Source organism: Ureibacillus sp. GCM10028918, assembly GCF_042666115.1.
GTDB lineage: Bacteria > Bacillota > Bacilli > Bacillales_A > Planococcaceae > Ureibacillus.
In genome coordinates, this window is record NZ_JBHTFK010000017.1 from 245,600 (window position 1) to 261,610 (window position 16,011).

13 protein-coding genes are annotated in these 16,011 nt (G+C 34.0%); 4 read left to right on the plus strand and 9 right to left on the minus strand.

Annotation, left to right across the window (positions count from 1 at the left end; all coding sequences use genetic code 11):
• Nucleotides 1–159 precede the first annotated feature (159 nt).
• Both ACFQU5_RS14090 and ACFQU5_RS14095 read right to left on the minus strand, forming a co-directional pair.
• A complete protein-coding gene (locus tag ACFQU5_RS14090) occupies nt 160–1,707 on the minus strand; it encodes an AbgT family transporter (protein WP_390288824.1) in 1,548 nt (515 codons plus the stop codon).
• A 96-nt stretch (nt 1,708–1,803) separates the two neighbouring features.
• Complete coding sequence (locus ACFQU5_RS14095) at nt 1,804–2,895, minus strand: M24 family metallopeptidase (protein ID WP_390289358.1); 1,092 nt, start codon at nt 2,893–2,895, stop codon at nt 1,804–1,806.
• A gap of 262 nt (nt 2,896–3,157) precedes the next feature.
• Between ACFQU5_RS14095 and ACFQU5_RS14100 the strand changes: the two genes are divergently transcribed.
• The gene (locus ACFQU5_RS14100) at nt 3,158–4,048 is read left to right on the plus strand and encodes a LysR family transcriptional regulator (protein ID WP_390288827.1); all 891 of its coding nucleotides are present in this window, start codon (nt 3,158–3,160) and stop codon (nt 4,046–4,048) included.
• 591 nt (nt 4,049–4,639) lie between these two features.
• Here ACFQU5_RS14100 and ACFQU5_RS14105 read toward each other — a convergent pair.
• The 7 genes from ACFQU5_RS14105 to pdxR all read right to left on the minus strand — a co-directional run bounded on the left by ACFQU5_RS14105 (nt 4,640) and on the right by pdxR (nt 12,177).
• Nucleotides 4,640–4,840, minus strand: a complete 201-nt coding sequence (locus ACFQU5_RS14105; RefSeq protein WP_390288830.1) for a cold-shock protein — start codon at nt 4,838–4,840, stop codon at nt 4,640–4,642.
• Nucleotides 4,841–5,432: 592 nt separating this feature from the next.
• On the minus strand, nt 5,433–6,107 hold the full coding sequence (locus tag ACFQU5_RS14110) for a serine/threonine protein kinase (RefSeq protein ID WP_390288833.1): 675 nt from the start codon (nt 6,105–6,107) through the stop codon (nt 5,433–5,435).
• Nucleotides 6,108–6,777: 670 nt separating this feature from the next.
• Complete coding sequence (locus ACFQU5_RS14115) at nt 6,778–7,488, minus strand: hypothetical protein (RefSeq protein WP_390288835.1); 711 nt, start codon at nt 7,486–7,488, stop codon at nt 6,778–6,780.
• A 13-nt stretch (nt 7,489–7,501) separates the two neighbouring features.
• Nucleotides 7,502–7,675, minus strand: coding sequence for a hypothetical protein (locus ACFQU5_RS14120; RefSeq protein WP_390288838.1), 174 nt, complete (start codon nt 7,673–7,675; stop codon nt 7,502–7,504).
• A 392-nt stretch (nt 7,676–8,067) separates the two neighbouring features.
• Nucleotides 8,068–8,496, minus strand: coding sequence for a YfmQ family protein (locus tag ACFQU5_RS14125; RefSeq protein ID WP_390288841.1), 429 nt, complete (start codon nt 8,494–8,496; stop codon nt 8,068–8,070).
• 465 nt (nt 8,497–8,961) lie between these two features.
• Nucleotides 8,962–10,434, minus strand: coding sequence for an aminotransferase class I/II-fold pyridoxal phosphate-dependent enzyme (locus tag ACFQU5_RS14130; protein WP_390289361.1), 1,473 nt, complete (start codon nt 10,432–10,434; stop codon nt 8,962–8,964).
• Nucleotides 10,435–10,746: 312 nt separating this feature from the next.
• Nucleotides 10,747–12,177 carry a MocR-like pyridoxine biosynthesis transcription factor PdxR gene (pdxR, locus tag ACFQU5_RS14135; protein WP_390288843.1) on the minus strand — a complete coding sequence of 477 codons (1,431 nt, stop codon included), beginning with the start codon at nt 12,175–12,177 and terminating at the stop codon, nt 10,747–10,749.
• Between the two features lie 544 nt (nt 12,178–12,721).
• Here pdxR and ACFQU5_RS14140 point away from each other — a divergent pair.
• From ACFQU5_RS14140 to ACFQU5_RS14150, 3 genes are all read left to right on the plus strand, one after another.
• The gene (locus tag ACFQU5_RS14140) at nt 12,722–13,411 is read left to right on the plus strand and encodes a response regulator transcription factor (RefSeq protein ID WP_390288846.1); all 690 of its coding nucleotides are present in this window, start codon (nt 12,722–12,724) and stop codon (nt 13,409–13,411) included.
• Nucleotides 13,408–14,655 carry a sensor histidine kinase gene (locus tag ACFQU5_RS14145; protein WP_390288849.1) on the plus strand — a complete coding sequence of 416 codons (1,248 nt, stop codon included), beginning with the start codon at nt 13,408–13,410 and terminating at the stop codon, nt 14,653–14,655. The genes ACFQU5_RS14140 and ACFQU5_RS14145 overlap by 4 nt, the downstream gene beginning before the upstream one ends.
• Before the next feature lie 110 nt (nt 14,656–14,765).
• Complete coding sequence (locus ACFQU5_RS14150) at nt 14,766–15,758, plus strand: DUF4822 domain-containing protein (RefSeq protein ID WP_390288852.1); 993 nt, start codon at nt 14,766–14,768, stop codon at nt 15,756–15,758.
• Nucleotides 15,759–16,011 lie beyond the last annotated feature (253 nt).

Here is a 16,011-nt window from a genome sequence, read left to right on the forward strand (position 1 = left end):
TTCCACAATCTGGCCCTTTTCATATAGAAAAGCACAATTCTTATTGCGAAATTGTGCCCGATTGTTGAATATCAAGATTATAATTACTGTCTTTTACTTGTTAAAACCTTTTTAAAGATAACGAATCTTTTTTACAAAGCTACTAAAGTAGTCCTTGTTTTATTTAAGATACATATCAACTCCAGGTCCAATCGGTATACCTAAAAATGCAAAAATACAAAGCAAAATAATCCAGACGATAAGAAATGCGATTGTATAAGGAAGGATTAAGGAGATATGTGTCCCTAAACCTGCTTTCTTGTCATATTTAATTAAGAATCCAAGCATTATTGCAACATATGGATTAAGTGGAGTAATCATATTAGTAGATGAATCCGCAATTCTGTAAGCTACTTGAATAAATGCTGGATGGAAATTTAGTAACATGAGCATCGGGATAAAAATTGGCGCAAGTACTGACCAGAGGGCTGAACCGCTAGTAATAAGCAAACTTACTATTGTAGTTATGAATACAAACATAATAACTGCTGGAAAACCATCAAGGTGAATTTGTTTGAGGAATTCTGCACCAGAAACTGCCATCCAAGTAGCTAAATTGCTCCACTTTAGATAAGCAATAAATTGAGCTATGACAAAAACTAGTACAATAAAGCCACTCATATCTTTAACAGCCTCTGTCATATATTTAGCAACATCGCCCCAATTCCTAATCCGCTTTAAAGTTACACCGTAAGTAACGGCAGTTACTACAAAAAATAGAATAATTATAGGAATAATTCCCTCCAAAAATAGAGAAGGAAGAAGCCCCCCCTCTTCGTTGCGTAAAGGTGAATTTGGAATGAAAAGAATTAACAAGATGAAGCCTATATAGAGAAGAGCTGATACCCCAGAATTACGAAGTGCTTTTTTTTCTAGCAAAGATATTTTTTCTTGTATGCTACTATTTTCCTCATCATGGTAGGTACCTAACCTAGGTTCGATGATTTTTTCTGTAACGAAGACTCCGACAATTGTTAACACAAAGACCGATACAACCATGAAAAACCAGTTATCTACAGGAGTAACAATAATGCCTGGAACAATAGTTTGTGCCACTTCTGTACTGATTCCGGATAAAAGCGCATCGTCTCCAGTTATTGCTAGATTTGCTGTATAACCACAACCAACACCTGCAATCCCGGCTGCAAGGCCAGCAATCGGATGACGACCAAACGATTTAAATATCATGGCAGCCAACGGAGGTACAATAACGTAGGCAGCTGCAGCAGTAATGTTCGCTAAGGTAGCCGTAAAAATTACTACATAAGTCACTATCGGTTTAGGCACTTTTAAGAATGCTGTTTTTATTGCTATTTCAAATAAACCTATTTTGTCTGCAAGCCCTACACCAAGCATCATAGCCAAGACCAACCCTAAAGGTGTAAAACCTGCGAAGTTCTCCAACACGGAAGTTAAAATATAATGTAATCCTTCATTAGAAACCAAACTCTTAATAGGTAGGACTTCTCCTGTACCAGGATGGACAACCTTAACGTCATTTGAACCTACTATCCAAGACAAAAAAATAACGAACAGAGATAGGTAAATAAATAACATAAATGGATGGGGGATGCGATTTCCAATGCTTTCAATTATATTTAATATTTTCATAAACCTGCTTTGACTGTGTTTTTGCTGCTCTTTAACCCTTTGTTCTATTTCTTGCATAAGCAACACGCCCCTTTTTTTATTCACATATTCTCAATTATCAAGTATTAGATATGAAAATTAGGTAGAAAATCCTTAGAACAAGAATAGAATGTGCTACCCAATTATAGTAAGTTCCTTTGGAAACGGACTTAATACTTCCGGACCATTCTCCGTTACGAGAATATCATCCTCGATGCGAACACCACCAATTCCTGGTAAGTATATACCCGGCTCAATTGTAAAGGTCATTCCTGTCTTTAGGTATTCCTGACTCTTTCCATGTATGGATGGTAGTTCATGATTATCAATGCCTATTCCATGTCCCACACGATGTACGAAATACTCGCCATATCCGTTTTCTGTAATCACATTACGTGCTGCATGATCCAAACTGGCCATCGTTACCCCTGGTTTAACAGAAGTAATTGCAGCTATATTAGCATTGAGAACCGTTTGATACATATCTTTCAGGCCTTCATTAATCTCTCCCACAGCGAACGTGCGAGTAATATCGGAATAATAGCCGCCATATAACGCCGTTAAATCAACCATTAAAAGTTCACCTGCTTGAATAGTACGCTGCCCTGAAACGCCATGAGGAAGCGAGGTTTTTTCACCACTAAGCACGATGGGATTAAAAGTAAGACCAATTGAACCGTTCTTTTTTAATTGGTATTCCAACTCTGCAACAACATCCAACTCAGTCATCCCTATTTTGAAGTTGTTTATAGCAATCGTAAGTGCATGCTCAGAGATTTGAACAGCCTTTCTTAAACAGTTTACTTCATCTTCTGTTTTTATAGTTCGCATTTCTTGTAACGGTACTCCTATGTCGGCGTATTCAACCTCAGGTATGGCTTTTTGCAAATCTTCTAGCCGCCGTACGAGCAACTCACCATTTTCTATACCGAGCTTCTTGATGCCCAATGGTAATTTTTGTTTTAAAATCTCATACGGGTTCTGAGTATCTGAATGCGTAACTATATGCTCTATGTTTGACCCCTGTTGTGCTGCTTCCAAATCCAACTTTGGAAGCAGCAATAGGGGTTCTCCCTCTACTGGTACGATGAGCCCAAGAAAACGTTCATATGGTCTCGATAAAAATCCAGTCAAATAAAACACATTTTTAGGTGAAGTAATTAACGCTGCATTTAATTCATGTTCCTTCATATAATCACGTAATGTTTGAAAACGTAATTGATTAATATCCTCCATATTTTTCGCCTCTCTCTTACTAACTATTTATTTTGCGTTGGACTTTAAATAACATTGTTCTCTTCGTTTATCAAAGCAAATAACAAATACTCTTAAAAATATTTGCCCTCCCTCCTTGAACTATTAATAACTTGATGTTCTAATATATTTAAAAAGTTCTGACTTGTTAGAATTGTACAATAAATTCATTAATATTTATAATATATATTAGCTAATATAGTAATACATAATATGTATTAGACGGGAGATAATAATGGAATTAAGGCTATTAAAATATTTTATTGCAGTCGCTGAAGAACTACATTTTGGTAGAGCAGCAAGCCGTTTGCAAATGGCACAACCACCATTAAGTATTCAGATTAAACAGCTCGAAACTGAAATAGGAGCAAAATTATTTAATCGCACCAAACGAAACGTGGAATTAACAGAGGCTGGAAAGGTTTTTCTAAATAGATCGTACGAAATTCTAAGCAGTGTAAACCGTGCAAGTGAAGAAGCAAGAAGAATACACGAGGGTGTAATTGGGGAACTTATATTGGGATTTGGAGGATCGGCAACTTTTGATCTTCTTCCTTTCATTCTAAAAGAATATCGAGATAAATACCCAAATGTAAATATTGTTCTACGACAGCAAACAACAACCAAACAGGTTAATGATCTACATGAAGGGAAGATTCATGTTGGCATACTGGTTCCTCCTATTGAGAGTGAATTGTTAGATGTGGAGATTTTACGTGAAGAACCTTTCATTGTTGTTTTACCAAAAACACATCCCTTGATCACTTCCGGATTATCAATCAATTTGTCTCGTTTAGCAGGTGAACCGTTTATCATGTCACCAAGGTCTGTAGGTCCAGGTTATTATGATTCCGTGATTAGCTCTTGTTATGATGCAGGTTTTAGTCCTAAAATCGCACAAGAAGCGCAAGAATTTCATACCATCGTATCGCTTGTTGCTTTTGGACTTGGAGTAGCTTTAGTTCCAAAATCCATTCAATTTTTAAAAAATGAAAATGTCATTTACATGCCACTCGAAAAAAGCTATACAAAGAAAACAGCCCTTGCCTGGAACAAAAATAAAACATCTCCTGTAGTCGATTCATTTATTGAATTTATAAGACAATTACAAATTCCTAATACTTAATGCTCCGTGCTTAAGAACCGTTAATCTTGAAGAATGTATAGTCACTTAAATAACGAAGCATATCCAATTTTTATAAATAAGAATTTTATTTTACACTTGCTGTTGCCATTTAGAGAAAAAATTAATGGAGATACTTAGCGGTAGCTCTTCTGTGATGGTGAAAAAGTTGGGAATAGATTTTTAGCTAACCTAGATGATAGCAAAACAGAAACTCAGTCTCTTAAAGATGATGTAGAACAAAATAATCGGACCAAGACTTAATATCCAATTCGTTTAGAAAGATGGTTCCATTACTTGCCGCTTAAATGTTAAAAGCACAAATCCATACTCTGGAAATGCGCCCGATTGTTAAATATCAATATGTTATATTTCCCCTCCCTTTGGATATTGCATATCCAGAGGGTAAAAACGGTGCAACTTTTTTTAAAACAAGATAACATTAACTTGTACATATTTTTTTAAACGTTATGGCTTTTTTATAATTCGAAACAGCGCAGATTATCGGTCAAAGTGACCCAGATTACTAATAATAATGACTAATTTAAACACAAAAAAAAGACCCTACATGTAGAGTCTTTTTTCTAGCAATTATTAAGCTTTTTGAACGTTTGTAGCTTGTGGGCCACGTTGTCCTTGTTCGATATCAAAAGTTACACTTTGACCTTCGTCTAAAGATTTGAAACCTTCGCTTTGGATTGCTGAGAAATGTACGAATACGTCTTCTCCAGCTTCTTGCTCGATGAATCCAAAACCTTTTTCTGCATTAAACCACTTAACTTTACCTTGTACCATAATTGTTGCCTCCTCGTGTGATATCCACACAATGTTTTACTATCTCTGCTCAAATACCTTAGACGAAAAACAAAATCCTATTCTCAATCTGAGAAAGAACAAAAATAATTCTTAATTAGAATAACAGATAAATGATGTAATAGCAACTATAATACTTTTTGTTCTAATAAAGATATAAAAATCACCCTTGTAACAGTTGGATAGGTTTGATTAGTTATTAGATACAGATTTATGAACAGGATTTGTAACCTCCACTTTTTCTGCTTCTCTAGGTTATTTATGTTTATTGCTACTCTTGCATACTTTTACAACTTAAAAATGATATGGATAACGATGAAAAAGTTTTTAAAATTAACAATATTGTTAACGAAATAACTAAAGAAAATACTCTTGCTATATTATCAATAGATCTTCAGCAAGTTGATTAATGTAGGCCCTAGTTAGTGTAGTCATTAACGATTTCAATTATTGTTTCTACATGAATACAACCAAGCGTTCCTCAACATTTTGGCCTTTAATAAAAAAAAACACTTTCCTTTATCAAGGAAAGCGCCGTTGTGGATGATTGTTAATCAACTAAAGCCAAAGTTACCTATTTTATATAGAGAAGTTTTAGAATAGTTTTTGTAAACTCTTCATAGGAAGAAGGGTTCTTCCCCTGCTTGTTGTACCACTTTCGAATCGTCTCTACTAACCAAAAAGGAACTGAATTTCCATCTATCAAATGATAGTATTGCTCATATCCTTTTTTCAGATGCTCCCATCGGAAATCATTACCTGGCAGTGTGTATTCAGAGACATCAATTATTTTTGCTCGCCCGTTTTGTAGTAAAATATTTTTCAAATGGATATCACGTGGGTTAAGGCCCTTATTCCGCACATATTCCCTTGCAACCTCCACATCATTTACAACCTGTTCTGGAATGTGAATACCTTGTAGAATGCAGTCAAAGAGAGTTGTCCCTTTCTCGTAACTTAAAACAAGGTATTCGTCGTATGAAGCGAAACATGTTGAAAAGAAGGGCGAATCCCCTAAGATATGATAAACATTTGCCTCAATTTTTACCTTGTTTACTTTGTCCTTGGCATATAGTTTAAAAGCATAAGCTGGGGCAGAAAGAGATTGAAAAACGGCCGCATCTGTCCCGACCCCTATACATTTCAAATCATCAGCGTCACCACTTATGGTTACTGGCTCGTTATTTGGACTTGAAAAAACTTTAATTTTGGAAAGAGAATCAATCGCTTTGTTCCAGTCGTACTCCAAATAATCTCTCCCTTCTTTAATGTTGAAGAAAACTACATGTTCGAATTACTTTAATACGGATCTTATATAGCCCTTAACAAAAATTAGATTAAAATTCAGATGACTTCCCTACAACATTTAAAATTTACCTAACATATTCCCTGTTCAGCTAACCTATCCCGTTAGTTTTTAGTGTAATTCTTCACAATCACAATTGCATTATATAAATATATGTTTACTTTCCTCAACAATATTGCCCTTTTGATTTGAATAACTATATAAGTTCTTTATCCCTTAAATCACTTAGTTCTTCTTTAACTAACCTACCCGTTATTGAATAAGATTCTATATTTCTAAGATAGGACTAATAGAGATATTCACGTCACTACTTCACTTCCCAACCTGAGTCACTAGTATTAGGTGCATTGTGACTTGGTGAGCAACTGTTTCCTTTTAAATAATTTTCTACCCTATTTAATAGGTTTATGGAATTTGACAGTAAATATTCGTAAATTTTTCAGATGAATTTTTTGCTCCATTAAATCACCCTTAAATGAAAAAAGTCGCATTCCTATTTAAAGAAATGCGCCAGTTTCCGGAATAATTTCAATCATCTTTTATTAACCGGGGTTAGTTGACGAAAAGAGGGTGAACTCCATACCTATGTTCCGTTCAAGCTCTTTTATGATTTTTACTTGACAATCCTATAAATCCCTTTCCGATCGCGGAGTTCGCATCCATTTTTCTCAAAGATTTTAATCATATAGGAATTGTTCACGTCGGTGCTGCCGACATAATAGTTGGCCAGGAATTTCTTGAGTAATACCAGACTGATTTTATGGATATTTATCCCCAGTCCTTGCCCTCTTAGATTAGGGACTACACCGAAATAAAATAATCTTCCTTCGTCTTCTGTTCCCATTTCAATATGCGGTATACTTATTCCTGCTAAAGCTTCATCCTTCGTAAAATAATAACAATGCTGGCGCCACTCCGGTCCTAACTCATTTTTGAGCGAGTTCATGACTTGATCCATTGGCAGCTTTTTATTCTTATTGGCAGACTCCAGTCGGCAAAGGTCATATAATTCCCCATATTCCCGGTCATCCAGCAAACCTTCTGAAAGCGAATGCCAAACAATTTGGCCATCCATTTCCGGTAAATCCGCCAGTTTCCTTGTGTATTCAACAATACTAGAAATCTTGCAAAACTTTCTTTGGAGCAGCCAGCTTTCAAATCGTTCATCCATAAGTAAAGATAAATAGCCGATTCCCAGCCGGTCCCATTCCTCCAGGATTTGTGTAAATTGATGTAAGTATGCTTCCTTTGGAATATCATTTTTTTTGATCTGATCAACTAGCCAATATTCTTGTTTGTTTTTGATGATATTAAACAAGTTCAAGTTGCTCCCCCCTTTAATTGCATAGGCATCCGCGCAAAACGGTCTTTATCTCATCAGATTTAACAATTTCTTTTGTACTTTTATACTCTTCACTTTCGCGTTCTTTAACAGTAAATGAGATTTCTTCAATATGTTCTTTTTGTAATGTCTTTGCTTTTACTGTTTCTTCTTGATTACATCCAACCAAACTAATTCCTATACAAAATAGTAAAAATAGTTACTTCTTCAAAACCTAGTCTCCCTTCTTCTTTAACTATCCAGATTATAAGTTTACGTACATTGCCTCCAAGCTCACTAAGATTTTAACATAAATATCCATTCTTCTTTAAAGTTGTTTTCAATTATATCGACCACTAATGAAAAAACACTTTCCTTATTCAAGGAAAGTGCCTGGAATCTTATTAAGCTATCTTTTTTAATATCTTTAATTATTATTCCTTCTTGAAGTAACTTGAGTACGTTCTCATAGTTTGTAAACATTCTTTGCTATTGAATGTCTAATGCAATCCCATAACTGTCTGTACCATCTTCCCAAATTGCCAATATTTATATATTGCCTAGCCTTTTTACTTTGCTTCATTAAATAAAAGTAAAATTTTGTAGATTTTCCGATCTAAGACTATACGAAGCTACTTTCTTTTTCCACTGCTTAACTACTAAAATATTGTCATCATCACAGTACACAAAAAAATTGGCTTCTTTTTTTCTACGTTTTACATTAATGACAAACGGAATAATATTAATGTTTGGATGTAGAAATTTTTCTTCATTTCCAGGGAAAATATGATATCTCTCTAAAAATGTAGCATCATTGAAAGAGTCTATATATTTAATTTTTTCTTCTACTTCTAATTGCTTTTCATTAAATGTTATTATAACTTCATTTGGATCTAGTTTCGGATGAAGTGCAAATTTACTTAAAACCCAACTTACCAGAGCACTTGGAGGACTCGTTAGCATTTTAAGTAGAATTCCAGCTAATATTACCAAAAAAGCAGTCCACGTCATATTTTTCCACTCCTTATTTTGCCTAAATATTATTTAAAAAAAATAAAATCATTTCGTAAAGAAAATTATCCTGTTGTATAGGGAAATATCACATTCTCAACTATATTAGATTGCCTTTTAAACAAAGTGAATTTTGAATGTGTAATGCAGCATAACTACCTCAATAGAGGATGTAGTATCTACTAATCTAGCATTAATATATTTTCACAGTAGAACTAGTCAATATTCTAGGAGCACCTGCATCAACCATTGATTATATATCGCATTTGTTACGTAATTCTCCTGATGCTTTAACCCAACCTGCTTGTCTAAATTACCTTAACATCTCCAAAGTTGCTGTAGGGAAAAGCCTGTTGTAGTTTTAACATAGTCTGCACCAGCTCTTACTGTGACATCAGGTGATAGTAATGTTGAATCTATTAATTTAGTACAGTTCGTTTAGTTTTCCTCCTTATCGATTTTTTATTAGTTATCAAATTGTTCTTTAATTACACGTATTTTTTTAAATTCAATATCTTCTGCGCCTTGAACAGGAAGTCCCGCTCCGATATTTTTTTGTGTATATACTATATTTTCTTTAGTAATAATTTCTCCCGGTATAAATATAGGGATTCCAGGTGGATACACCATCACAAATTCTGCTATTATCCTACCCTCAGACTCTTCAAAATCTACCACTTCTATTTCAGCGTAAAAAGCATCACGAGGGGTTAATGCCAATAAAGGAATCTCGGGTAGTAAAACTGAACTGTCAATATATCTATCTGCTTGATTTTTAAATTCCTGCGAAAGCAGGGTTAACGCCTGAACGAGTATTTGTAAATCCTTCTCTGAATCCCCAGGAGTAATTATACAAAGTATGTTATATAAGTCGGACAATTCGACTTCAATTTTGAAACGATTGCGCAGCCATTTTTCTACTTCGTATCCTGTTATACCAAGTTCCTTCACTGATATTAATAGTTTAGTTGGATCCATTGAGATTGCAGCACTGGATTCTAGAACCTCACGCCCCATGCAATATAAGTGCTCAATCTCATTAATTTTTGCACGTGTTCTCTCTGCTTTTTTAATCGTTTCCTCTAATAAGGTTTGTCCCTCTGTTGCCAACATCTTTCTAGCAACATCCAAAGAAGCCAATAACAAGTATGATGTTGAAGTAGTAGTAAGCATGCTTAAAACAGATTGTACTCTCTTAGGCGAAACAAGGTTTCCACGCAAATTTAATATCGAGCTTTGTGTAAGAGAACCACCCAATTTATGAACACTAGTTGCTGCAAGATCCGCTCCTGCTGCCATGGCTGAAAGCGGTAAGTCTTGATGAAAATGTATATGAGCTCCATGTGCTTCGTCGACAAGTACTGGGATTCCTCTGAGATGGGCTATTTCTACAATTTTTTTCAAATCACCTGAAACCCCATAATAAGTTGGATTAATAACAAGAACAGCTTTTGTATCCGGATGTAACACTAATGCTTCATCAATAGAATTAGGAGTAATCCCATGAGAGATTCCAAAGGAAGAATCTACTTCGGGCTGAATAAAAATAGGGATAGCACCTGAAAAAACAATGGCACTCATAATAGATTTATGAACATTTCGAGGCACTAGAATTTTATCTCCTGGTTCACAAACAGACATAATCATGGCTATAATCGCCCCACTTGTACCCTGTACAGAGAAAAAAGTATAATCAGCACCAAATGCCTTCGCAGCTAATTCTTGTGACTCTTTTATAATTCCTTGAGGAAGATGTAGACTATCAAGTGGACTTATATTAATTAAATCGATAGATAGAGTATTTCTACCAATAAATTTCTTGAATTCGGGGTCCATACCATTCCCTTTTTTATGTCCGGGAATGTGAAATTGGACAGGTTCCTTTTTGGCATGTTTTATTAAAGCAGTAAATAATGGAGTTCCAAATTGTTCTTCTATTTCTATATTTAAGGTCGTAATTGACGGAACTTCTGGTAGATAGACCAATTTTTACACAACCTTTCTCATCTTTTAGATGTATTATTTATTCATAATTGTGAATTCATCACACATTTGGTATAAAAACTATTAATCATTAGCCATTTGGATATTTGATTATCCACCTCTTCATCATAAGGAATTGAAAATTTTTATGACCATCCAATTAGATATTTTTTTAACCATCCATTTACCATTTTAAGGCAAAGAAAATCATGACCACGTCATGATTCTAATGTACAATCAAGTATAAAAGTAGATAAAGACAGTAGTTTAAAGAGAATTCAGAGCTTCTGCAAACCTTTTAATTCCTTTGTCGATTGATTCTTCATCTTCCCTAGCAAAAGTAAAGCGAACAAACCCCTTTTTAGAGCCCATTGTGGAACCAGGAACATAAATTATCCCCCTTTTTATTGATTGCTCTAGTAATTTAGTTTCATTATGGTCTTTTTTTATCTTAACCCAGATATGAATACCACCTTGTGGAACAAAAAATTCCACTTGACCCTTTAAATACGAATTAAGGCTAATAACAATTTGATTTCGACGTTTTTCCAGCTCCTTTACCAACCGTTTAATATGAGAATTAAAATTTTCAGACTCCATAAAATCGTTGGCAATCCATTGTGTAAAGCTTGAGTGACCGAAGTCTATTTGCTGTTTTGCATCAGATAATCTTTCTATTACGGATTTTGGACCAATAATCCAACCAATTCTTAAGCCGGATGCAATAATTTTTGACAAGGAGCTAATGTATAAAACATTCCCATGAACATCCATTGATTTTAAGGTAGGTACTTTATCGCGATTAAAAGATGTTAAACTATATGGGTCGTCTTCTACTACAGGAATTCCATGTTCAGAGGATATTTCCAAAATTGCTTTTCGTTGTTTTTCATTGAGTAAAGAACCTGTAGGATTTTGATATGCCGGATTTAAAAAAATCATTTTAATTCGATGCTTTTTATATAATGAAAGCAAATCGTCAGAATTTAATCCTGCTTCATCTACAGGTAAATAATATACTTTTAAACCAGCTGTTTTAAATATAGGAAGATTATAATTATAAGAAGGGTCTTCTACCGCAACTGCATCTCCGGGTTTTAACAAACACTGAACAACCAAGTGTAAAGCCTGTTGTGCCCCAGACGTAATAAGTATGGAAGAGGGATTCGTTTCAATTCCTCGATATTCTTTTACATGTTTAGTCAGAGTATTTCTAAGTATTGCGTTACCCTGCGGATGATCATATCCTAAGCTCCCAATAAATGACCGTGTCGAAGTTATCTCTCGTAAAAAATTCATTGGGAAAAGATCCTCGGACAATTCTCCACTCGCCAAATTAATTAGATTATGTTCTACTGATTCTTTTCTTATTCTTTGCATTACTGGTAAATTAGGTAAAAAAGAACCCGCTTCAATATACCTGTTCCAACTTGGAATACGTTTCTTAGTTATTCCCCATATATCTTTACTGACGGTAGTGCCACTTCCTCTATTTCTTTGAATAAGTCCAATTGATTCCAGCTCGTCATAGGCAGCCACCACTGTGCTTCTATTTAAGTTTAGTTCATTTGCTAAATATCTTTCAGATGGTAAGGGTTTATCGGGTGGAAATGTACCATCTGCTATCCCATTCTCGATATATTCAGCAAGTTGTTTATAGATAGCTTTCTTCGCTTTCCTATCTGGTTTCCAATCCATATATATAACAGTCCTTCTTATGTTAATTAGCTATTTATTAATAAATAATGTATTATACGACTATTGCTTATACAAACAACCATCCAATTAATGCTTATTTTAACCATCCACTTTTTCAATTAAACTCTTCCAAATAACTCATTACATGCTCAAAACCTCTCGTGGCAACGAATCTTATTCACCAAAACTATAATATTAAAACTTAAAAAACTTTTCTCGTTCTAGAACAATTTGTGATAGTTTTCATATTTTCTTGCCTTTCAAATTTGGTGAAACTAATATGAAAGGCAGTTCTTGAATCAAAGATCCGTACAAAACTATTATTAGCCTATTCAAAGAGTAAATTAAAAGGAGGTTTTCTAAATTTAGAATATGTGATAACAAATAAGCTTGAGACTTGTTCTCAAACTTTTTTAATATAATAAAATGTAGAATTAATAGAACTAGAGCGAAATTGGGTAAACCATTAAAGTAACTTCAAGTTGCTTACTTTGCATATGTGTAATAAACTTTTCATTCTAGAAACAATGAAAGGAAAATATAGATGGATTCAAAAGTAACAGTTTTAATATGTGATGATAATGTTGCGGTTCATGAAAGCATTAACGCTTATTTGCATACAGAAAACATAAATAGTGTTTCAGCTTTTGACGGTGAACATGCTTTAGATCTTCTAGGAAAGCAACATTTTGATTTAGTAGTACTTGATATAATGCTCCCTGGTCTCTTTGGAACAGAAGTTTGTAAGGAAATTCGTAAAACAAGTGATATTCCCATTATTATGCTAAGTGCACGAGGAGAGGAAATGGATCGTATCATTGGGCTAGAAATAGGGGCCGATGATTATCTAACAAAACCATTTTCCCCTCGTGAAATTGTAATTAGAATCAAAACAATACTTAAAAGGGTTCAACCAAAACAAGATAATTCAAATATACTTAAAGCTTCTAGCCTATTCATTGATGTTGAAGGGTATGAAGTTCTAGTTAATGATACGGTGATGGATCTTACAGCTAAAGAAGTAGAATTATTGGCATACTTAGTAAAAAACAAAGGAAGAGTAATAAATCGTGAGGAGTTATTATACAAAGTATGGGGATATAATTATATCGGTGATACACGTGCAGTTGATACTTTAATTAAACGAATACGTCAAAAAGTTTCAAAAGGCAACCCAGAATTTTCAATAAAATCCATTTACGGTGTCGGATACAAATTTGAGGAAGTGATATGAGAAAATTCCTTTCCAGCAAACTTTCCATTGCACTAATTATATTAGCAATTTTTATCTTGGGACAGCTATTAGGTGCTGTAGCCATAAAACACTACTTTATAAAATCAAAAATTGATGAATTTCAACCTCAGCTTACTTCCATTGCAAAAGATGTATCTGAAGGAAATACTATTATAAATGATGAAGCCTTTTATATTATGGCTTTTGATGTCCACGGTAAAAAAATAAATATATTAAATAAAAATCATATTCAAGAAAACACTGTTGATGAAACGAAAATAAACAAAATTTTAATTAACTATTTACCCAGAGTCATTAGAAACAAAACTACTGTTGCCGAAATTAAGGAGATACATGGCTTCTCATCAAAAGCCCTTGTAATCGGCCAACCAATAGTGAAGAACAAAAAAATTACCGGGGGGCTATTTCTTCTAAAACCAGCCAGATCTTATGTCGCTGCACTAGATGGCTTTTATCTTGTTTTCTTTACTACATTGGCTATAGGAACAATCATCATTCTTGTATTTTTAAGCCTGTTTATTAAAGAAAGGAATCAACTCGAACAAATGCGTAAAGACTATATTGCAAATATAAGTCATGAGTTAAAATCCCCTCTTGCATCTATTAAAGCATTGACTGAAACACTTGCAGATCATGTAGTTACTGAGCAATCCAGAATAAATCATTATTACAGTATTATATTAAGAGAAAGTGCTCACCTTGAAAAACTAATTTATGATCTATTAGAGTTGTCCAGATTACAAAGCGAAGTAGTTGCTTTTAAAAAGAAAATCGTGAATACAAATCAATTAATTGAACAAGTATCGGAGCCTTTTTCTATACTGGCTGAGGATATGGATCTACAATTTGAAATTACTGACCAGGCAAAAAATCTTCCACTAACTTATACAAATGAAGATAGAATTGTACAAGTGCTCACTATTTTATTGGATAATGCCTTTAAATTCACTCCTGAAAACGGGCAGATTGAAATTGATGCAGAATGCACAAATAAAAAAGTTAAAATTTTGGTATCGGATAATGGACCAGGTATTTCAAAGGAATTTCTCCCTTATATTTTTGAAAGATTCAAACAAGCTGACAGTTCACATAACACGGTAGGCAGTGGTCTTGGGCTTTCTATAGCTCATGAAATAATGGAACGACTTGGTGAGGAAATTCACATTAGAAAAAGTCGATTCAACTCAGGAACAACATTTACTATCTCCATAAAAAGAATATAAAAATAATATTTCGGCATAAAAAAGTACATTTCCACTCTTTTTATGACACTTTTATGCCACATTGTTTTGTTATTCTTTATCTAGACCAAACAACAAGGGAGAGAAATCAAATGAACAAAACAATAACTTTATTACTATCCATGACAATAACTGCTGCTTTAATAGCCGGTTGTAATTCTAATAACGCCGAGAATAATTCTTCTACAGCAAATAAATCTGAAGAGACTTCATCAGCAATAAATAACACAGCAAATGAGCCTACTGTAACTGAGGAATCTAAATCAACTAATGGCGATGATGTTGCAAAAATATTAGGTAGTACCCTATGGCAAGGAACAAAAGTTTATGATAAAGATAATAACGATTTAACTGAAGAGAATTCAAACTTTATTGCGATTGCGAAGTACGATTACCAAACGTCTAGATACGAATTCTTTGATAAAGAATCAAAAAATAGCCGCGGCGATTATGGTACTTTCTTCATGACAAACGATGGGAAATTACGAGTACTAATCTCCGAATCAAAAGGTACACAAGGTGTTGTGGAGTTAACAGAAGTAACAGACGATAAATATATCTATAAAAGAATTGGTAAAGATGCTAATGGAAATGATGTAGAAGTTTTCGTTGAACATGTGCCTTACACAGATTCAGAGCTTGCTTTTACTTCACCAGAAAAAGCTTTTGAAACTTTAACAGGTAAAGTAGATAATCAAATTGATGGTGACCAAATTTTAGCTAATACATTATGGGTTGGATCAGTTGCTTTAGATGAAAATGGTAATGATGTATCTGAATACAACCAAAATTTCTTTGCTCTTGCTAAATATGATGCTGAAACAAGTCAATATGAATTTTTCGATAAACAAACTGGCAAAAGTCGCGGTGATTATGGCTATTATAATGTGCTAAATAATAATAAACTAAGAGCCCATGTATCTCTAGGGGATAAAAAATATGGAGCTGTTCTAGAAATTACTGAATTAAATGAAAATAAATTTACCTATACACGAATCGGGAAAGATCAGGAAGGAAAAGATATCCCAATTACTGTAGAACATATTCCTTATACTGGAGAATTGAATCCAGAATTTACTCAGTAATACGCTGTTTTAAAGAATTTGGGACTCTAGTTTTTTGTAAACCTAACTTGAATATAAAGCCGCTATTAAAACGTAAATAGCAAGTTACTTACTTTGTGTAAGTAACTTGCTTTTTTATATTAAGTTGTATGTGGTTACATCATTATGCAGCATTAATAATTAGTCTTATATCTTTATCTGGAGAACCTAACAATATTGACTTTGACTGCCAGGTATCAAAGCCATTTTCTTCAGCAATATGCTCCGTTAATAT